Source organism: Albidovulum sp., assembly GCF_041919395.1.
GTDB lineage: Bacteria > Pseudomonadota > Alphaproteobacteria > Rhodobacterales > Rhodobacteraceae > Albidovulum.
In genome coordinates this window covers 1-18,245 of record NZ_JAYRTX010000071.1, presented here as the reverse complement: position 1 = coordinate 18,245, position 18,245 = coordinate 1, and the positions used below count along the sequence as shown (strand labels likewise).

At 67.6% G+C, this 18,245-nt stretch carries 24 protein-coding genes and 1 pseudogene; 10 read left to right on the top strand and 15 right to left on the bottom strand.

Going from position 1 to position 18,245, the window contains the following annotated elements:
- Positions 1-334 precede the first annotated feature (334 nt).
- The 3 genes from ACMUOO_RS12300 to lepA are packed head-to-tail and all read right to left on the bottom strand — an operon-like array spanning position 335 to position 3,494.
- Positions 335-928, bottom strand: a complete 594-nt coding sequence (locus ACMUOO_RS12300; RefSeq protein WP_413855389.1) for a Swt1 family HEPN domain-containing protein — start codon at positions 926-928, stop codon at positions 335-337.
- On the bottom strand, positions 928-1,644 hold the full coding sequence (locus ACMUOO_RS12295) for a DUF5343 domain-containing protein (protein ID WP_413855387.1): 717 nt from the start codon (positions 1,642-1,644) through the stop codon (positions 928-930). The genes ACMUOO_RS12300 and ACMUOO_RS12295 overlap by 1 nt, the downstream gene beginning before the upstream one ends.
- Positions 1,645-1,694: 50 nt before the next feature.
- Positions 1,695-3,494 carry a translation elongation factor 4 gene (gene lepA / locus ACMUOO_RS12290; protein WP_413855385.1) on the bottom strand — a complete coding sequence of 600 codons (1,800 nt, stop codon included), beginning with the start codon at positions 3,492-3,494 and terminating at the stop codon, positions 1,695-1,697.
- A gap of 204 nt (positions 3,495-3,698) precedes the next feature.
- On the opposite strand from lepA, the gene ACMUOO_RS12285 reads away from it, so the two are divergent.
- Positions 3,699-3,977 carry an acylphosphatase gene (locus ACMUOO_RS12285; RefSeq protein ID WP_301917478.1) on the top strand — a complete coding sequence of 93 codons (279 nt, stop codon included), beginning with the start codon at positions 3,699-3,701 and terminating at the stop codon, positions 3,975-3,977.
- A 140-nt stretch (positions 3,978-4,117) separates the two neighbouring features.
- Positions 4,118-4,315: a heavy-metal-associated domain-containing protein gene (locus ACMUOO_RS12280; protein WP_301917479.1), complete on the top strand. Its 198-nt coding sequence runs from the start codon at positions 4,118-4,120 to the stop codon at positions 4,313-4,315.
- 2 nt (positions 4,316-4,317) lie between these two features.
- Here ACMUOO_RS12280 and ACMUOO_RS12275 read toward each other — a convergent pair whose 3' ends face one another.
- Entirely contained in the window at positions 4,318-4,755 is a 438-nt protein-coding gene (locus tag ACMUOO_RS12275; protein WP_301917480.1) for a low molecular weight protein-tyrosine-phosphatase, read from the bottom strand.
- A gap of 41 nt (positions 4,756-4,796) precedes the next feature.
- Between ACMUOO_RS12275 and ACMUOO_RS12270 the strand changes: the two genes are divergently transcribed.
- Positions 4,797-5,501 carry an NAD-dependent deacylase gene (locus ACMUOO_RS12270; RefSeq protein ID WP_301917481.1) on the top strand — a complete coding sequence of 235 codons (705 nt, stop codon included), beginning with the start codon at positions 4,797-4,799 and terminating at the stop codon, positions 5,499-5,501.
- A 363-nt stretch (positions 5,502-5,864) separates the two neighbouring features.
- On the opposite strand, the gene ACMUOO_RS12265 is transcribed toward ACMUOO_RS12270, so the two are convergent.
- From ACMUOO_RS12265 to rpmB, 3 genes are all read right to left on the bottom strand, one after another.
- Positions 5,865-6,299, bottom strand: coding sequence for a copper chaperone PCu(A)C (locus ACMUOO_RS12265; RefSeq protein WP_301917482.1), 435 nt, complete (start codon positions 6,297-6,299; stop codon positions 5,865-5,867).
- 36 nt (positions 6,300-6,335) lie between these two features.
- Positions 6,336-6,692, bottom strand: coding sequence for a hypothetical protein (locus ACMUOO_RS12260; protein WP_301917483.1), 357 nt, complete (start codon positions 6,690-6,692; stop codon positions 6,336-6,338).
- 134 nt (positions 6,693-6,826) lie between these two features.
- Positions 6,827-7,114: a 50S ribosomal protein L28 gene (gene rpmB / locus ACMUOO_RS12255; protein WP_301917484.1), complete on the bottom strand. Its 288-nt coding sequence runs from the start codon at positions 7,112-7,114 to the stop codon at positions 6,827-6,829.
- Between the two features lie 291 nt (positions 7,115-7,405).
- Here rpmB and nthA point away from each other — a divergent pair, with 291 nt between their 5' ends.
- Genes nthA through ACMUOO_RS12240 form a run of 3 tightly spaced genes read left to right on the top strand, consistent with a single transcriptional unit; the run spans position 7,406 to position 9,008 of the window.
- Positions 7,406-8,026 carry a nitrile hydratase subunit alpha gene (gene nthA, locus ACMUOO_RS12250; protein WP_301917485.1) on the top strand — a complete coding sequence of 207 codons (621 nt, stop codon included), beginning with the start codon at positions 7,406-7,408 and terminating at the stop codon, positions 8,024-8,026.
- Positions 8,023-8,694 (top strand): nitrile hydratase subunit beta, encoded by a 672-nt coding sequence (gene nthB, locus ACMUOO_RS12245; RefSeq protein WP_301917486.1) that lies wholly within the window; start codon positions 8,023-8,025, stop codon positions 8,692-8,694. The genes nthA and nthB overlap by 4 nt, the downstream gene beginning before the upstream one ends.
- The gene (locus ACMUOO_RS12240; RefSeq protein ID WP_301917487.1) at positions 8,691-9,008 is read left to right on the top strand and encodes a nitrile hydratase accessory protein; all 318 of its coding nucleotides are present in this window, start codon (positions 8,691-8,693) and stop codon (positions 9,006-9,008) included. The genes nthB and ACMUOO_RS12240 overlap by 4 nt, the downstream gene beginning before the upstream one ends.
- Here the strand turns inward: ACMUOO_RS12240 and ACMUOO_RS12235 are convergent.
- Positions 9,005-9,253 carry a DUF167 domain-containing protein gene (locus ACMUOO_RS12235; protein ID WP_301917488.1) on the bottom strand — a complete coding sequence of 83 codons (249 nt, stop codon included), beginning with the start codon at positions 9,251-9,253 and terminating at the stop codon, positions 9,005-9,007. The genes ACMUOO_RS12240 and ACMUOO_RS12235 overlap by 4 nt on opposite strands.
- Positions 9,254-9,347: 94 nt before the next feature.
- On the opposite strand from ACMUOO_RS12235, the gene ACMUOO_RS12230 reads away from it, so the two are divergent.
- Both ACMUOO_RS12230 and ACMUOO_RS12225 read left to right on the top strand, forming a co-directional pair.
- Complete coding sequence (locus ACMUOO_RS12230; RefSeq protein WP_301917489.1) at positions 9,348-9,926, top strand: nitroreductase; 579 nt, start codon at positions 9,348-9,350, stop codon at positions 9,924-9,926.
- A gap of 7 nt (positions 9,927-9,933) precedes the next feature.
- Positions 9,934-10,614 (top strand): annotated as a pseudogene (locus ACMUOO_RS12225) (EI24 domain-containing protein); the annotation flags it as partial.
- Between the two features lie 80 nt (positions 10,615-10,694).
- Here the strand turns inward: ACMUOO_RS12225 and ACMUOO_RS12220 are convergent.
- The 5 genes from ACMUOO_RS12220 to ACMUOO_RS12200 all read right to left on the bottom strand — a co-directional run bounded on the left by ACMUOO_RS12220 (position 10,695) and on the right by ACMUOO_RS12200 (position 15,798).
- Positions 10,695-11,204 (bottom strand): CarD family transcriptional regulator, encoded by a 510-nt coding sequence (locus tag ACMUOO_RS12220; RefSeq protein WP_301917490.1) that lies wholly within the window; start codon positions 11,202-11,204, stop codon positions 10,695-10,697.
- A 326-nt stretch (positions 11,205-11,530) separates the two neighbouring features.
- Positions 11,531-11,869 carry a ferredoxin FdxA gene (gene fdxA, locus ACMUOO_RS12215; protein ID WP_301917491.1) on the bottom strand — a complete coding sequence of 113 codons (339 nt, stop codon included), beginning with the start codon at positions 11,867-11,869 and terminating at the stop codon, positions 11,531-11,533.
- 117 nt (positions 11,870-11,986) lie between these two features.
- Positions 11,987-12,304, bottom strand: a complete 318-nt coding sequence (locus ACMUOO_RS12210) for an RNA-binding S4 domain-containing protein (RefSeq protein WP_301917492.1) — start codon at positions 12,302-12,304, stop codon at positions 11,987-11,989.
- A gap of 7 nt (positions 12,305-12,311) precedes the next feature.
- A complete protein-coding gene (locus ACMUOO_RS12205; protein ID WP_301917493.1) occupies positions 12,312-15,179 on the bottom strand; it encodes a helicase-related protein in 2,868 nt (955 codons plus the stop codon).
- A gap of 49 nt (positions 15,180-15,228) precedes the next feature.
- Complete coding sequence (locus ACMUOO_RS12200; protein ID WP_301917494.1) at positions 15,229-15,798, bottom strand: tetratricopeptide repeat protein; 570 nt, start codon at positions 15,796-15,798, stop codon at positions 15,229-15,231.
- A gap of 69 nt (positions 15,799-15,867) precedes the next feature.
- Here ACMUOO_RS12200 and ACMUOO_RS12195 point away from each other — a divergent pair, with 69 nt between their 5' ends.
- On the top strand, positions 15,868-16,155 hold the full coding sequence (locus ACMUOO_RS12195) for an SCP2 sterol-binding domain-containing protein (RefSeq protein WP_301917495.1): 288 nt from the start codon (positions 15,868-15,870) through the stop codon (positions 16,153-16,155).
- A gap of 2 nt (positions 16,156-16,157) precedes the next feature.
- Positions 16,158-17,093 carry an alpha/beta fold hydrolase gene (locus ACMUOO_RS12190; RefSeq protein ID WP_301917496.1) on the top strand — a complete coding sequence of 312 codons (936 nt, stop codon included), beginning with the start codon at positions 16,158-16,160 and terminating at the stop codon, positions 17,091-17,093.
- A 15-nt stretch (positions 17,094-17,108) separates the two neighbouring features.
- Here ACMUOO_RS12190 and ACMUOO_RS12185 read toward each other — a convergent pair whose 3' ends face one another.
- Both ACMUOO_RS12185 and ACMUOO_RS12180 read right to left on the bottom strand, forming a co-directional pair.
- Positions 17,109-17,834 carry a proteasome-type protease gene (locus tag ACMUOO_RS12185; protein WP_301917497.1) on the bottom strand — a complete coding sequence of 242 codons (726 nt, stop codon included), beginning with the start codon at positions 17,832-17,834 and terminating at the stop codon, positions 17,109-17,111.
- Positions 17,835-17,865: 31 nt separating this feature from the next.
- On the bottom strand, positions 17,866-18,245 hold a 380-nt coding region (locus ACMUOO_RS12180), incomplete at its 5' end, for a transglutaminase-like domain-containing protein (RefSeq protein WP_413855377.1).

Below are 18,245 nucleotides of genomic sequence, written 5' to 3'. Positions count from 1 at the left end.
ACTGGGCCGCGTGAATTCGCCCGCGGCCCCCCGCTAAGAATGGGGAGATTACCCGTCCGCCGAAGGTCTAGTGGACCTTCGGCAGGTCCGGTTGGCCGGAGCCGCAAGCCGGAGGCCAAGGGGCTCTCCGCTGGCGCCTTACGTTCGGGAAATCGGGACGCGGCTGCCTGGGGTGAGGTGGGATCAAGAAGGCGTCCAGTGGACGCCTTCCCCACCGAACGCCCGCCCCGTGGGCGGGCCGGGGTGGCAGGCGCGGCCGTCGAGGCAATGCCTCGACTTGTCGCTGGACAAATCGGGCAATACAGAGTCGGGATGAACCCCGACCTACGGACTGCTACTCCATCAAGGAATACCAATCCCTAACCGTAAGCTTCAAACGAACTGTCTCCTCGACCGGCAAAATTCCGCAATGCGCAATAGGGCCTCGCGCCAAATTCAATCTATTGATTACCCTCAGTACTCTGCCTTTCGACGCGTTTGAGAATATTCCCGAAAACACGTTCCAGTTCTCCTTAATAACTTCCCCAAGTTCACCAAATGTTGTATAGTCAATATTCCTATTGGACCTCGGAGGAATACCCTCCGCCTCCTCCCTCTGCTTATTCTTTTCTACATTCTCTCTCACGGCCTGCAGAGTATAACTCGTCCACCATCCTTGGGGGTAAGCCACATCCATCGTCTCTCCGATCAGTTGCCTTATGTCATTCTCAAGCGCATAGAATATCCGATAAAATTCACCCATCTTCCTAGCATCGCTAAGTATTTGATAGTCTATTTGGTTTAGGTGACCTTCCACTAATCCATCGGTGTGTCTCTCGATTTCTGACCTTTCGTCCCGAAGGGAAAGCTCACCCATAACTCGCGCTAGATCGCGAGTTATTACCGAGCACTTGAGCATATATAGCTCCAGAACCACTTCCGAGACCATCAGAGGAGGTTCCTTTTCAAGCTCTTGAAGATCGCATCGAACACCATTGGATTGTCGGTCTCAGGTAGAACAACGTTGATTTGATAAGAGATGCCTAGCCTCTTCAATGCCGCACCGCCCGGATCGGCATGTTCTTCGTGGCCTTGATCAACCTTTTCCTCTTCTTTCGAAGTATCGGTCTTCCCTTGCCCTCTCATTGAGGCAGGTATATATGATCGAACCACGTCAAATGTGTTGAATATCAGTCTAATAATCTGGTCGTTCTTGTTGAGACCAGTAATCTCGACAATAATGTCTTTTACTTGATCTTCAGTTGCCTTATCGACAAACTCGTTCCGTCGAAATAGCTCGCTGAAAGCCGCTTTCAGCCCTTCGGACGCCGCCTGCGCCCGCTTGCTTTCTGTCTTGAACCTTGAATACCTGTCCGTCGGAGTGCCGTCGCCTTCCAGAAATCCCATCTTTTTCATTAGCGGTGGCACGGATCTCGCGCCGCCGCCAGATAGCTTTAGAACAGTTTCGAGAAAGTTGTTTGAGAACTTGTCTGGCCTTTCCGCAACAATAATCGCATCCAAGACGGCTTTCAGAGAGCCCGGATAAGAAGTGTAAGGAAGATTGCCTTTGATCTCTCGCCGCTCTTTGCTTTCTGACTTGTCTGCAGTTTTCGCTTCGGCCTTTGGTTCGTTGTTAGTATCTGGCGCAGTCTTCTCGTCGGCCATTTTCGCCTCTCTCCCTAGACGCGAAAAGGCTACTCACGGCTACACCAAAGTCAAGAATCCATCTTCAGCGCATTAATAAACGCCTCCTGCGGAATCTCCACCTTCCCGAACTGCCGCATCTTCTTCTTGCCGGCCTTCTGCTTCTCCAAGAGCTTGCGCTTCCGCGTCGCGTCGCCGCCGTAGCACTTGGCGGTCACGTCCTTCCGCAAGGCCGACAGAGTCTCCCGCGCGATCACCCGGCCGCCGATGGCCGCCTGGATCGGGATCTTGAACATGTGGCGGGGGATCAGGTCCTTCAGCTTTTCCACCATCGCCCGGCCACGCGCCTCGGCCCGGTCGCGGTGGACCATGATGGAGAGCGCGTCCACGGGCTCGTCGTTGACGAGGATCTGCATCTTCACGAGGAAATCCTCGCGGTAGCCGATCATCTGGTAGTCGAAGCTCGCATAGCCCTTGGTCACGCTCTTCAGCCGGTCGTAGAAGTCGAAGACGACCTCGGCCAAGGGCAGGTCATAGACGACCATGGCGCGGGAACCGGCATAGGTCAGATCCATCTGGATGCCGCGGCGGTCCTGGCAGAGTTTCAGCACATCGCCGAGATAGTCGTCGGGGACCATGATCGTCGCCTTGATGCGCGGCTCCTCGATATGGTCGACATAGGTCAGGTCGGGCATGTCGGCGGGGTTGTGCAGCTCGCGCACCTCGCCGTCCTTCATGTGGAGCTTGAAGACGACCGACGGCGCGGTGGTGATGAGGTCGAGGTCGTATTCCCGTTCCAGCCGGTCGCGGACGACCTCGAGGTGGAGAAGCCCGAGGAAGCCCATGCGGAAGCCGAAGCCGAGGGCGGCGGAGGTCTCCATCTCGTAGGTGAAACTCGCGTCGTTCAGCGCCAGCTTCTCGATGGCGTCGCGCAAAGCCTCGAAATCGTTGGCATCGACCGGGAAGAGGCCGCAGAAGACCACCGGCTGCGCCGGCTTGAAGCCCGGCAGCGCCTTGGCGCAGGGCTTCCTCTCATGGGTGATCGTGTCGCCGACGCGGGTGTCGCGGACCTGCTTGATCGAGGCGGTGAAGACGCCGATCTCCCCCGGCCCCAGTTCGGCGATGTCGACCATCTGCGGCTTCAGCACGGCGAGCTTGTCGATGCCGTAGATCGCGCCCGTCTGCATCATCTTGATGCGGTCGCCCCTGGCGACGCGGCCGTCCATCACGCGGATCATGACGACGACGCCGAGGTAGGGGTCGTACCAGCTGTCGACGAGCATCGCCTTCAGGGGCGCCTGCGCATCGCCCTTCGGCGCCGGCAGGCGGTGGACGATGGCCTCCAGCACGTCGGGAATGCCGACGCCGGTCTTGGCCGAGATCGGGATGGCCTGGCTGGCGTCGATGCCGATGACGTCCTCGACCTCCGCCTTCACGCGCTCAGGGTCCGAGGCGGGCAGGTCGATCTTGTTCAGGACCGGGACAAGCTCGTGGTCGGCGTCGATCGCCTGGTAGGCGTTGGCGAGCGTCTGCGCCTCCACCCCCTGCGTCGCGTCGACGACGAGGAGCGAACCCTCGACCGCGCGCATGGAACGGCTGACCTCGTAGGCGAAGTCGACGTGGCCGGGCGTGTCGATGAGGTTCAGCACATAGGTCTTGCCGTCCTTCGCGGGATACTCGATGCGGACGGTGTTGGCCTTGATGGTGATGCCGCGCTCGCGCTCGATGTCCATCGAGTCGAGAAGCTGGGCCTTCATGTCCCGTTCGGCGACGGTCCCGGTCATCTGGATGAGCCGGTCGGCAAGGGTCGACTTGCCGTGGTCGATATGGGCCACGATGGAGAAGTTACGGATCTGGGCGAGCTCGGTCATGATTGCGGGGATATGCGCGGGAACGGGCGGGCGGTCAATGGGGGACCGGGTTGCCCTGGCCACCGGGACCGCCCCATCTTCCGGCGCCCGTGCCGGGAAATCGCGGGGTCGAGACGCGATGTCCCGAACCCTCGCTCGGCGCGGACGATCTTCATGGACGCTTCCATGCTAGGATGGTCCGAGACTGCCCGAAGGGAGGCCGCCATGAAGGAGATCGCCTATAGGGTGCGGGCCACCGGCAGGGTTCAGGGCGTGGCCTACCGCGCCTGGGCGCAGGGCCAGTCCCGGGCGCTCGGCCTCAGGGGCTGGGTCCGGAACCGCGGCGACGGCTCGGTCGAGGCGCTGATCGCGGGGCCCGAGGCGGCGGTGGAGGCGATGGTGACAGCGATGGGCGAAGGCCCCGGCGCCGCGCGTGTCACGGACGTCTGGACCGAGCCCGCCGACCCCGCCGCGGTGCCTGCCGGCTTTGCCGTCCGCGCCTGAGCGCGCCGGGTCACGGACGCACTGGCCCGGAAGCACTGGCCCCGACACACCGGGACTTTTCGCACCGGGACTTGACGCGGCCGCACTTGACGCGCTGGCCCCGCCGTCCGATCTAGGGACCAGAGCCAGCGGAGGCCCCCATGAAATTCTCCATCCCCGACATGACCTGCGGCCACTGCAAGGCGGTGGTCGAACGCACCATCATCGACCTCGACAGCAACGCAAGCGTCGTCGTGAACCTCGGCGCCCACACCGCCGAGGTCAAGACGACGGTTCCCGCCGAGGCCATCATCGGCGCGCTGAAGACCGAAGGCTACAGCGCCGAGCGGATCGGCTAGGCTCAGGTCGTCCCCAAACGTGCCACGAGCCGGTCGGCGCCCTCTTCGATGAGGTCAAGCGCGGCATCGAAGTCACGTGTGTACCAGGGGTCCGGCACCTCCCCCTGCCCGAGATAGAGCCGAAGCTCGGCGGTGCCCGCGGCGGGCCGCAGCGCCGCGAGGTCGGCGAGGTTCGACCGGTCCATCGCGAAGACGAGGTCGAAGGCGGCAAGATCGGCGAGTGTTACCTGCCGGGCGCGCAACGCCGAGAGGTCGTAGCCACGCCGGGCCGCAGCGGCGATCATCGGCCCGTATGGCGGCTCGCCGACGTGCCAGCCGATCGTCCCCGCGCTGTCGGTGGCCAAGGCAAGCCCGGCAGCCCGCGACCGGGAAGCGAAGACGGCCTCGGCCGCCGGCGAGCGGCAGATGTTGCCGAGACAGACGAAGAGGATACGCTGCATGTCGGGGCCTCCTGCCCCGCCCATTGCAGACGGAGCCCCCGGTGTCAAAGCCCCGCGCCATCACGATCCTGACCGGCGCCGGGATCTCGGCCGAAAGCGGGCTCGGCACCTTCCGCGATCCGGGCGGGCTCTGGTCGCGCTACGACTGGCGCGATCTGGCCACGCCGGAGGGGTTCGCCCGCGATCCCGGCTTCGTGCTCGACTTCTACAACTGGCGGCGCGAGAGGGTGCGGACGGCACGGCCGAACGCAGCCCACCTTGCGCTCGCGCGGCTCGCGCGGGAGGGTGAAGCCGCCGTGACGCTTGTCACCCAGAACGTCGACGATCTGCACGAACGTGCGGGAAGCCCCGAAGTCATCCACATGCACGGAACCCACCTGACTGCACGCTGCGCGGCCTGTGGCCACCGCTGGCCCGCGCCTGCCGTCATGGCGCCCGCCGACCCCTGCCTGGCCTGCGGCCGGCCGGCGACACGTCCCGATGTCGTCTGGTTCGGCGAAACGCCCCATCACATGGGGCGGATCGCCCGGGCACTTCAGGCGACCGACCTCTTCGTCGCCATCGGCACATCGGGCACCGTCTACCCCGCTGCCGGCTTCGCCGCCGCTGCGCGGACGGCCGGCGCCAGCACACTGGAACTGAACCTCGAACCCGGGCGGAACGCAGGAGTCTTCGATGCCGCACGGCACGGCCCGGCAAGCGAGATCGTGCCCGAATGGGTCGCAGAGGTCCTCGCCGAGCGCTGAAGTTCGTCTTCGCCGGAATGTCCCCGGGGGAACCCACCGCAGCCCGCGCGGCGATCGGGGCAGCGCGCGGTCCAGAGCCTTGCAACTCGCCCAAGGAGCATGATGATCCGATCGCGCTCGGCAAGGACAGGTGCCTCGCGAAGGTTACCGGGCGCGACCGAGGAGGCTATTCGGATCCAACCACGGTCGCCCGCATCGTCGCAGGGCGCCACGCCGTGAGCGCTGGTGCAGGAGGCCGGCGGGGCTGATTGCGACAGGCTTCGCACGGTTGCGCTCTTCCCCGGTCGGGCGGGGGAAGAGCGAGGGATACGGGGCGGCACGCCGGGGAACGCGCGCCGCGCCGCGGGCGCCGGATCGGGCGGTTCAGCGCGTGCTGTCCACCGGCACGTCCAGTTCCACCACGCCAGCCTTCTCGAAGGTGAGCGTGACGTGCACGGTCGTCCCGTCGGCGGGACGCTCCGTCAGCCCCATGAACATCACATGGTCGCCGCCGCGCTGGAGCGCGTGGGTGGCGCCTGCCGGGATCGGAAAGCCTTCGGGCACATGGACCATCTGCATCGTCCCGTCGGTACCCTGCTTGTGGGTGTGGAGTTCCACCTTGGCCGCGATATCCGAGGCGGCCGCGACCAGACGGTCGTCCTCCGCGCCGGTGTTCTCGATCAACATGAACGCGGCGCCGGCCATGGCGCCGGGCATGAAGCGGGCATAGGCGTCGGTGACGGCGATCGTGTCGGCGGCGAGCGCGGGCAGCGCCCAGAGCGCGGCGGTGGCGGCAAGTGCGGTCTTGAGGGGGTTCATCTCTGTCTCCTTGAGGTTGTCGGTCTGAACGGGGGATCAGGCGGCAACCGGAGGGCCGCGTGCACGCCAAGCGGCACGCGGCGCGAAGGAGAGGAAATGCGCCCGCACGGGGGCCAGCGCCTCGCCGGCGCTTTCCGGACGGGCGATGGAAGGAAGCGTGATCCGGAACGCACCAAGGAGCGCAGCCGCCAGATCGGGGCAGAGGTGGCTATCGCCGGTCGGGTTTCCGTCGGCGTCGAGCGCGACCTGAACGATTCCGCCCCCCGAGCAAAGCACAACGGCCTGCCCGCCGGCCACGGCCTGACCGCGCGCTGACGCCGCCGCGACGCCCATCGCCGTGACGGCGACGGCGAGGACGACGGCAACGAAATGCTGGACCGGTCCGCGGCGCATGGTCCGTTCATAGGCCCGTGCGGGCACGATGGGAAGGGCCCCGCCCCGCGCGCAATGGTCGCGCCCCGTCGCCGGCCGCAAACGCAAGGGCCCCGCCGAGGCGGGGCCCTGCGAGATGGCGGTATCGGATCGGCTCAGGCCGCGGCGCGGGCCTTCGCGATGTCCTTCTTGATCTTCAGAGCGCGGCCCGACAGCTCGTCGTCCTTCGCCTTGGCGAGGAAGGCGTCGAGCCCGCCGCGGTGGTCCACCGAGCGCAGCGCGGCCGCCGAGATCCGCAGCGTGAACGACTGGCCGAGCACGTCTGAGATGAGCGTGACATCGTTCAGGTTCGGCAGGAAGCGGCGCCGCGTCTTGTTGTTCGCGTGGCTCACGTTGTTGCCCGTCATCGGGCCCTTGCCGGTCAGTTCGCAGACGCGGGACATTGGGTTCTTCCTTCACAGCTTGGGCTTTGGCCCGGCGTTCCGATAAAGCGAAGGCACGCCGCCTGAGCGGGGGCCCGAATTCCGTCCGCGCCGTCTAATGCCATTGCCGGGCGGCGTCAAGCGATTCATCCGGCCTGCCCAGCGCTCCTTCCGCGCGGCTGCTCGCGCGGAGGCGCCGACCCGTGGCGCCTTCGGCCCGCCATCGCCGCGCGGGGTCGCGGGCGACCATAACGGCCGCGCGACCTGATCGCCACTGGACAGGGCGCCCCTGCGCGGCCATGCTCCCGCCCCATGCCCCACGATCATTCCGATCACGATCATCCGCATACGCTTCTGCCCTCCGATCCGGCGCTGAGGGTAAAGGCGCTGGAGACGATCCTCGTCGCCAAGGGCCTCGTCGATCCCTCGGCGATGGAGGCGATCCTCGACACCTACGAGCACAAGGTCGGGCCCCATCTCGGCGCCGCCGTCGTGGCGCGGGCCTGGACCGATCCGGCATTCCGCGCACGGCTCGTCGCCGACGCGACCGCCGCCGTGGCCGAACTGGGCATCTCGGGCCGGCAGGGCGAGCATGTCGTGGCCGTGGAAAACACGCCCGAGACGCACAACATGGTCGTCTGCACGCTCTGCTCCTGCTACCCGTGGCCGCTCCTTGGAATTCCGCCCGGCTGGTACAAGTCCGACGCCTACCGCGCCCGCGCGGTGCGGGAGCCGCGCAAGGTGCTGGCGGAGTTCGGCGTGACACTGCCCGAGGGGCAGAAGGTTCGGGTCTGGGATTCGACGGCCGAGGTGCGTTACCTTGTCGTCCCGATGCGACCCGAGGGCACCGAGGGGATGGACGCGGTGGCGCTCGCGGCCCTCGTCACCCGCGACTCGATGATCGGCACCGGCCTGCCCGGGCCGCCGCGATGACCCGCGTCCACGACATGGGCGGGCGCTGGGGCGACGGAGCAGTGGTGCCAGAGCCGCAGGGCATCGTGCCCGTGGGCGCCGACTGGCAGCGCAAGGCGCTGGCGCTGACGCTCGCGGCCGGGGGGCTCGGCCAGTGGTCGATCGACACCTCGCGCCATGCCCGCGAAAGCCTCGCGCCAAAGGACTATATGCGGTTTTCCTATTACGAGAAATGGATTGCCGCGCTCGCCGATCTGCTCGTGGCGCGCGGCCTCGTCAGCGAGGCGGAGCTGAGTTCGGGCAAGGCCGCCCCTGCCCCTCCGCATCCGAGGCTCTTCCGCGCCGCGGCGGTCGGACCCGCGCTCGCGCGCGGCACGCCCTACGCCCGGCCGGGCGCGGCCCCCGCCTTCGCCGCCGGCGACCGGGTGCGCACACGACTGCCGTCGCGCAATTCACATGTGCCGGGCGGGCACACCCGGCTGCCCGCCTACGCGGCGGGTCATGTCGGACAGATCGAGCTGGTGCACGGTCCCCATGTGTTTCCCGACACCAATGCCCACGGACTCGGCGAACGCCCGGAGCCGCTCTACACCGTTGCATTTTCCGCCGAGGACCTCTGGGGCGAGGCCGAGACGCAGGACGACGAGGTGACGCTCGATCTCTGGGAAAGCTATCTGGAGCCGGCATGACCGCGCCCGCGCCCTCCCGCTTCGACGAACCCTGGCAGGCGCAGCTTTTCGCGCTGACCGTGGCGCTGAACGAGGCAGGGCATTTCGGCTGGCCGGACTGGACGCAGGCCTTCGGCGCCACCCTGAAGCGCCGGGGCACCGAGCGGCCGCAGGACGGCAACGCAGACTACTATGCGGCCTGGCTGGAGACGCTGGAGGGCTTCCTCGACGCGACGGGGCACGCGCCGAAGGCGGAGGCGGCGCGGACGAAGGCGGCCTGGGAGGCAGCCTATCTTGTCACGCCGCATGGGCAGCCGGTCCGGCTCAAGGGCTAATCCAGCCGAAAGACCTTGTCGCGCCCCGTCGCGCCCCGCAGGAGCGTCAGGCGCGACTTCGCCACGCCGAGAGCCTTGGCAAGAAGCGTCACCACCGCCGCCGTCGCCTTGCCGCCCTCGGGCACGACGGTCACGTAGACGCGGATCGTGCCCGCCTCGATCACGACGGCATTGCGCGAGGCCTTCGGCGTCACGCGGACGGCGATTTCGGCGCCGGGGCGGGCGAGGTGCGAAAGATCGCTCATGACCCCGACCCTAGCGCGGCCCGGCGCGCCCGGCCAGCCTTGCGCCTGCGGTCCGGATCGGCATGATCGCGGCGCAGGAAACAGGAGAACGGTCATGACCACGCCGAACCCCGCCGCGATGGAATTCTTCCTCACCCGTCGCTCGCGTCCGCCGAAGCTCCTGCGAGCGCCGGTGCCGACAGAGGCGGAACTCATGCCGATCCTGACGGCGGCGGCGCGGGTGCCCGACCACGGCAAGCTCGAACCCTGGCGGTTCCTCGTGCTGGCAAAGCCTGCGCTCGGCCGGCTCGCGGCGCTGGCCCGGGCGCGGGGCGCCGCGCTGGGGCTTGAGCCCGACCGGATCGAGAAGGGCGTGGCGCAATTCGCCGATGCCGACCTCATCGTTGCCGTCGTCATGGTGCCGCGCCCGACGGACAAGATCCCCGAACTGGAACAGGTGCTCTCGGCCGGCGCGGTCTGCCTGACGCTCCTGAATGCGGCGCTGGCCTCGGGCTGGGACGCCTGCTGGCTTACCGGCTGGCACGTCCACGATGCCACCTTCGCCCGCGAGGCGCTCGGCCTTGCCGCAGGCGAGCGGGTGGCGGGGCTGATCCATATCGGCACCGCGACCTCCATCCCGCCCGACCGGCCGCGACCGGACGTTGCGGCGATCACCTCCTGGATCCGGGACTGAGGCGGTGATCCTCGGCGACTTCCTGAAGGCCATCGGACAGATCCACGACCGGCGGTTCCTCAAGGTGCTCGGTCTCGGTGTACTTCTTGCGCTCGCGCTTCTCGCCGGGGCCTACGCGGTGGTGGCCACGCTGATCGGCTGGGTCGTGCCCGACACCTTCACCCTGCCCTGGATCGGCGAGATCGCCTGGGTGGAAAACCTCCTGAGCTGGGGCTCGCTTCTCCTGATGCTCGTGCTTTCGGTCTTCCTGATGGTGCCCGTGGCCTCGGCCTTCACCGGGCTCTTTCTCGAGGACGTGGCCGAGGCGGTGGAGGCGCGGCACTACCGGGGCCTGCCCCCCGCCCGCCCCGTGGCGCTGACGGAGGCGGTGGCCGACAGCCTGCGCTTCCTGGGGGTGATCCTCGCCGCCAATGCGTTGGCGCTGGTGCTCTACCTCCTTTCCGGGCCCTTCGCGCCCCTCGTCTTCTGGGCCCTGAACGGCTACCTGCTCGGGCGCGAGTATTTCCAGATGGCGGCGATGCGGCGGCTCGGGCGGGCGGGGGCCGCGGCCCTGCGCCGGCGCCACAGCGGGCAGATCTTCGTCGCGGGGCTCCTGATGGCCGCGCCGCTCACGCTGCCCTTCGTGAATCTCGTCGTCCCGGTCCTCGGCGCTGCGACCTTCACGCATATGTTCCACCGGCTGAACGGCGATCCGGGGCAGCGGGATGACCAAAAAAGAACCGCGGCGCCGGGGCGCCGCGGTCAGCAGATCGGTCGGAACGGCCCGGATCAGGCGGCGCGGGAAAGCAGGACGTCGTCCACCTTCTTCTGGGCGCCGGCCTCGTCGACGCCGGCCACGGCCGCCACCTCGCGGGTCAGACGGTCGAGCGCCGCCTCGTAAAGCTGGCGCTCCGAATAGGACTGCTCGCGCTGATCGTCGGTGCGGTGCAGGTCGCGCACGACCTCGGCGATGGCCATGAGATCGCCGGAGTTGATCTTCTGCTCATATTCCTGCGCGCGGCGCGACCACATCGCGCGCTTGACCTTGGCCTTGCCCTTCAGCGTCTCGAGCGCCTTGGTCACGAGGTCGGGCGAGGAGAGCTGGCGCATGCCGATCTCGGTGGCCTTGTGCGTGGGCACGCGCAGCGTCATCTTGTCCTTCTCGAAGGTGATGACGAACAGCTCGAGCTTGAACCCGGCGATTTCCTGTTCCTCGACCGCCATGATCCGGCCCACGCCATGCGCGGGATACACGACGAAGTCGTTCGGGCGGAAATCGTTCTTCTTTGTTTTGCTCATGTCGTGGTGCATCCTCGCATCCGGCCTCCGTGCGCCAACGCCACAGAAACGCGCGGGGGCCGAAAAGCCCCCGTTGCCGCATTTTCGATGTCGCCCAGTACCCCCGTGGCTGCCGAGTGAAGCAACCTCACGCGCAGAGTTCCTCGTCGTTTGTGACAGAAATATAGCAAAAACTGCCCCCATTTTAAAGGGCTGCAACGCGGCAAGTCGGCCATGCGCCTGCGGCATCATCGCCCGAATCGGCCCCTTTGGCGCGATTTTTCGCTTGCGACGCTCCGCGCGGACCGATTCGCGTCAGCGGCGCGAATCGCCCCGGGCCGGCTTTATCAGTCCCCGGTACCCGGCGCTTCGGAGAAATACTTGTCGAGCTTGCCCGTCTCGCCGTCGCGCGCCTCCGCCTCGGGCAAGGGATCCTTGCGTTGGGTGATGACCGGCCACTTCTCGGAATAGGTCCGGTTGAACTCCACCCATTTCTCCATCGCGGGCTCGGTGTCAGGCCGGATCGCGTCGGCCGGGCACTCCGGCTCGCAGACGCCGCAGTCGATGCATTCGTCCGGGTGAATCACCAGCATGTTCTCGCCTTCGTAGAAGCAGTCCACCGGGCAGACTTCGACGCAGTCGGTGTATTTGCAGGCGATGCAGTTGTCGGTGACGACATAGGTCATGGCACGGGGTCCGGACTTCCGAAAGGCAGAGGACTCCTAGCCCCAAGGCGCGCGGCATGCAAGACGGCCGGGGTGGGAAAGACCGCCGCAGGTGCGCGGCCGCGGGCCCCGCGAACGTCAGTCCTCTGCGGCAGCGGCAGGCGGAACGGAGGTCTTCGGGACAGCCGGCGGCGCGAGATCGTCGTAGAGCCCGCGCGCCTCGGGCGCGGGGCCGCGGCGGCTGCCGCAGGCGAGGATGCGGACGACGCGGACCTGCCCGCCCTGCGGGAAGGTCAGGACGTCGCCCGGACCGACGGCATGGCCGGGCTTTGCCATCCTCGCGCCGTTTAGCCGCAGGCGGCCGGCCGATACCACCTCTGCCGCGAGGCTGCGGGTCTTGCAGAACCGCGCCTGCCAGAGCCACTTGTCGATGCGGATGCGCTCGCCTTCGGCCAAACCGGCCTCAGATCTTGTCTTTCAGCGCGAGAAGCGCGGCGAAGGGGTTGTCGGGGTCGATGCGGTCCGACTTCGGAGGGCGCGATTCGAAGGATCGGGGGCGCTCGTCCTCGCGCCGCGGCTTGCCGCCCGGCTTGCCCTGCGGCTTGCCTTGGGGCTTTCCCCCGCGTGGCCGGTCGCCGCGCTCGCCCCGGGATTGGTCGGCCCGGTCGCGCCGCTCGCCCTGCGGCCGACCGTCCCGACGCTCGGCACCCTCGCGGGGCCGCCCCTCACCAGACTGGCCTTCACGGGGCTGGCCTTCACGGGGCTGGCCTTCACGGGGCTGGCCTTCGGGGCGGCGGCCGCGATTCGGCCGCTCGCCGCGGTTTCCGCGTGGCCGCGGCGCCCAGGTGAAGGTATAGTACACCTCCATCTCGGTGACGGTCTGAAGCGCCGCCTCCTCCTCGGTGATCGGATTGACGACCTCGCCCTCGGCCACCGGGGCCGAGACCGGTTCTGCCCGCACCTTCTCGCGTTCGGCCCTCTCGCCCTTGTAGCCGAGCCCGCTCATGAGGTCGGCAAACTGTTCCAGCGTCATGCCGGTAATCGACAGCATGTCGGGCGTTGCCTCGAATCCCGCGCGGCTGTCCTGCGTGCGCAGGATGTCGGAGAGCCTTTCCAGCATGTCGATGCGGATGGCCCGCGCGCCGGCCGGGTGGTAGCCCGAAAGTGTGTAGTAGCCGCCCGGCACACCCTCGATGTTCGGCACAGTGACAAGGCCCGGCGGCGGGCTTTCGGGGAACTCGTCGAGCCCCGCGAAGAGCGACCAGAGCACGAGACGGAGCCGCGTCGGCGCGGGTTTCAGCAACGCGGGCTGGAAGATCGTGTACTGGCCGAAGCGAACGCCGTGCTTCCTGAGCGCGCCGCGCATGTCCTGGTCGAGCGCCTTGACCTCGTCGGCGACGCCCTCGCGCGGCAGGACGCCCATCGCCTCGGTAAGACGGAAGGCGAAGCCGCGGGCGAGACCGGCGAGCGTCTCGTCGCGGGAAAGGTTCAGGAGCGGCTCGAAGAGCGTTGCCACCTTGCGGTCGATGAAGTGCTGGAGCCGGCGGCGGACCTTTTCGGCCACGTCGAAGCCAGCCTCTTCGTCGACGAAGGCCGCGACCTGCGGTTTCAGCGCCTCGGGGCCCTTCACGAGCTTGCCGACCGCGTGGGTGCCCCACATCAGCCCGCCCTGCTCGGTGAAGTCGAACTCGGTGTCCGGCGCGTTGTAGAAACGGTCCGCGCGGAGGTGGAATTCGGGCTTCAGCGCCTCGTAGGCCGCCTGCTTCACCGTCCTTGCCTCGTCGGGCGAGCCAGTGCCGTCCTGGTGGAAGCGGAACCCTTCGAGACGGCCGACGAATTCGCCCTCGACCGTCACCTCGCCCTTGTCGTTCACCTCGGCCACGAGGCCCTCCTTCTGTTTGAGCCGGCGGAGGAGCACACTCGTCCGCCGGTCCACAAATCGCTGTGTCAGCGCGGCATGGAGCGCGTCCGACAGGCGGTCTTCTACCGCGCGCGTCTCGTCGCGCCAATGGCTTTCGTCTTTCACCCAGCGGTCGCGCTGCGCGACATAGGTCCAGGTCCGGATATAGGCGAGCCGCTTCGACAACGTGTCGATATCGCCTTGCGTCTTGTCGATGCGGCGGATCTGCGCCGAAAGCCAGTCGTCGGGGACATGTCCTTCCTGGAGGAAGCCGAAGATGCGGGCGAGAAGGCTCGCGTGTTCCTGGGCCGAGATGCCCTGGAAGTCCGGCACCCGGCACACGTCCCACAAAAGGCGCAGGTCACGCGGATGGGCGAGCCGGTCGCGGACGGGGGGCAGCTCTGACAGCGTCTTGAGCGCGCGGAGGTCGTCGGCCTCGCGCCCGCGCTGAAGCCATTCGCTGGCGGGTGACGCCTCCAGCGAGGCGATAAGCCGGTCGGCCGACCCGAAGTCGAGCGCGGAGGCGCGCCAATTCAGCCGCCGGATCGGCGCGAAGCGGTGGTTCTCGATGGCCTCGATCACCTCGGGATCGAGCGGCCCCGCCTCGCCCGTCACGCCGAAGGTGCCGGGCGCGGTGTGGCGGCCGGCGCGGCCGGCAATCTGGGCAAGCTCGTGGGGGAAGAGGGACCGCATCCGCCAGCCGTCGAACTTCGCTGTGGCGGAGAAGCCGACATGGCCAATGTCGAGGTTGAGGCCCATGCCGATGGCGTCGGTCGCGACAAGGTAGTCGACCTCGCCCTCCTGGTACATCGCCACCTGCGCGTTGCGCGTCCGGGGGGAAAGCGCCCCCATCACGACGGCGGCGCCGCCCTTCTGGCGGCGGATCAGCTCGGCGATGGCATAGACGTTTTCAACCGAAAACCCGACTATGGCGGAGCGTGCAGGCATCCTGCTTAGCTTTTTCGAACCCGAGTAGCTCAAGGTCGAGAAGCGTTCGCGCTTCAGGAACTGCACCCCCGGCACCAGCGCCGCGATGGCGCCCCGCATCGTGTCGGAGCCGAGGAGGAGCGTCTCGTGGAGCCCCCGCGCGTTCAGGAGCCGGTCGGTGAAGACATGGCCGCGCTCGGGGTCGGCGCAGAGCTGGATTTCGTCCACCGCGAGGAAGTCGCAGCCGATGTCGGTGGGCATCGCCTCCACCGTGCAGACCCAGTACTGCGCCCGCGCGCCGACGATCCGTTCCTCGCCCGTCACGAGCGCCGCGACCGAGGGACCGCGGGCGGCCACGATCCGGTCGTAGACCTCGCGCGCGAGCAGTCGCAACGGCAGGCCGATGACACCCGTGCGGTGCGCGAGCATCCGTTCGATCGCGTAATGGGTCTTGCCCGTGTTCGTCGGTCCGAGGACCGCAGTGATCCTCGCGCCCGCGTTCATGCGCCTGCTCCTCGGGTCGCCGTTGCGGCGGCCTGCCCGTCTGCCCGCCCTAGAGTGACATGCCGGAGGTCTTCTTCTCCAGCCGGTCGAGCGCCTGATGTAGGGTGTCCTGGTGCGGATGTATAGCCAGCGCGGCGCGATAGGCCTTGATCGCCGCCTCGTCGCGGCCGAGTTGCTCGAGAATCATGCCAAGCCCAGCGAGCGCGCCGAAATGATGGGGGTTCAGGCTCAGCGTCCGGGCGATATCGGTCATGGAGGGGCCGAACTGCCCGGCCATGTAGAAGGCGGTGGCGCGCGCGTTCCAGCCTTCGGCGAAATCCGGCGCATGGTCGGTCAGGGCCGTCAGATGCTCGATCGCCGCGGCAAGGTCGCCCGCCTCCATCGCGTCGCGCCCGCGCTTCAGGAGAAGGTCCATCGAGGGCGAGCCCGATTTCGACCATTCGCGCAGGATGTCGGCCTGCGTCCGCTGCCAGTTCTCGTTCGCAGGGTCGGCAAGCTCGGCATAGAGCCTGTCGAGCGGCTCGGCCGCGGCGGCGGGCCCGCCCCCGGGCAGACCGAGCGATAACGCTGCGGCACAGACGAGGAAAAACGCGCGGAAGGGAGTGGCGATGCGGTCCATTACAGGGCAGAGTGTAGCCGAAATGGCGGACCCGCGCGAGGGCCGCAGCGGTCACATTTGGAGGAACGCATGAGCGATGTGGTTAACGCGGCCGTCGCCGCGCTGAGCGAGAAACTGTCCGGCGGCCTGCCCGGAACCGCGAAATTCGTGATCGCGGGCGAGGGCGCGCTGATGGTCGACGGTTCCGGCGTGCGCGCGGGTGACGAGGAGGCCGACGTGACCATCACCGCCGACCGCGAGACCTTCGAGGGACTCATGTCGGGCGACGTTAACCCGACCGCCGCCTTCATGCAGGGCAAGCTTTCGATTGACGGCGACATGGGTCTTGCGATGCAGCTTGGCGCCGCTCTCGGCTGAGGATGAAGCCGGCTCCCTTCTACGCCGATGTGGCCGAGGCGCCCGGCGGCGAGACCTGCGCCTGGCTCGACACGTCGGACGGGGTGCGGGTTCGTGCCGCCTGCTGGCGGGGGGGCACGAAGGGAACCGTTCTCCTGTTCCCCGGCCGCACCGAATACGTCGAGAAATATGGCCCCGCGGCCGGCGAGTTCGCCATGCGCGGCTATGCGATGGCGACGATCGACTGGCGCGGCCAGGGAATCGCCGACCGGCTCATCGAAGAACCCGCGCCCGGGCATGTCGAACGCTTTGCCGATTATCAGCGAGACGTGGCGGCGCTTGTCGCCTTCCTGCGCGCCGAGGCCCTGCCCGAACCCTGGTTCGTCGTCGGTCATTCGATGGGCGGCTGCATCGGGCTGAGGTCGATTCACGACGGGCTGCCGGTCCGCGCCGCGACCTTCTCGGCGCCGATGTGGGGCATCCGGATGCATCCCGCGCTGCGCCCCGCCGCCTGGGCGCTTGCGACGCTGGGCCCCATGGTCGGACTCGGCGACCGGCTGGTGCCCTCGACGTCGCCCATGACCTACGTGCTGGAGGCGCCGTTCGAGGGGAACCTCCTGACCCGCGACCGGGAAATGTTCGAGTTCATGCAGCGCCAACTGACCGCCCATCCCGACCTTGCCATCGGCGGGCCGACACTCACCTGGCTGCGCGAGGCGCTGCGCGAGTGCCGCGATCTGCGCGCCATGGCCTCCCCTGCCCTGCCCTGCCTCACAGTCCTCGGAATCGAGGAGCGGATCGTGAACATACCGGCCATCGAGGACCGTATGGCGCGCTGGCCCGGAGCGAGGTTCGACCGCGTTGCGGGCGCCGAGCACGAACTGATGATGGAGACGCCGGCGGTCCGGACGCGGTTCTATGACGTGGCCGCCGCGTTCTTCGACGCGCACCGGGGCTGAAGCCCGGCCGTCGGATCAGATCCGGATCTTCAGGAAGCTTTCCCTCAGCGCCTTTGACCAGGCCTTGCTGATGCGGGTGAAATCGGCGTCCCCCGCCTCGAACCGCCGGGTGTGGCCGACCCGGCATTCGCCGGCCCGGATCACCGCGAGGTCGAGCGGCATCCCGACCGAGAGGTTGGACCTGAGCGTCGAATCCATCGACAGGAGCACGGCCTTCTGCGCGTCGTCGAGCGAGGTCGAGGGGCGCACCACCCGGTCGAGGATCGGCTTGCCGTATTTGTGCTCGCCGATCTGCAGGAACGGCGTGTCCTCGGTCGCCTCGATGAAGTTGCCCTCGGGGTAGACGAGGAACATCCGCATCGCCCCGTCCTTGCGCTGGCCCGCGACGATGAGCGAGGCCGAGGCCCCCTGCCGCATCGTGGCAAGCTTGTCGTCCACCGACCGGCGCACGCGGCCGAGCGTTTCTCCCACCACCTCGGCGACCTTCAGGAGCGTCGGGGCGAGCATGATCGAGGTTTCGGGCGCCGCCTCGGGGTCGTCGATCGCCTCGCGCAACTGGGCAATGGTCGTCTGGGTGATCGACAGGCTCCCGGCCGCAAGGATCACGATCACCCGCTCGCCGGGATCCTCGAATGTGAACATCTTGCGGTAGGTCGCGATGTTGTCGAGTCCGGCATTGGTGCGCGTGTCCGACAAGAGCACCATGCCGTCATTCAGCAAGAGCCCGACGCAATAGGTCATGTCCCGTCCCCGATCCCCCGGCGCGCCGACACTATTGCTGCCCCTGGGCGACCGCAACCGACACGTCGAGCGTCTCGCGCCCCGGGCCCCGCGCGATTCCGCGGATCGGGGCGGCGTCGCGGGCATCGAGGCCGGAGCCGAGGCGGATGTAGCGGTCGTCCGGGCAGGTGCGGTTCGCCGGGTCGAAGCCGATCCAGCCGAGCCCGGCAACCCAGAGTTCCGCCCAGGCGTGAGCGGCCTCGTGCGGCGTGCCGTCCCCGGCTGCGAAAAGATAGCCGGAGGCATAGCGCGCCGGCATCCCAAGTGTACGCGCGGCGGCGATGAGCGCGTGGGCGTGATCCTGGCAGACGCCTTCGCCGAGCGCCATTGCTTCGGCCGCGGTCGTATGCGCCTCTGTGGCGCCGGGACGGT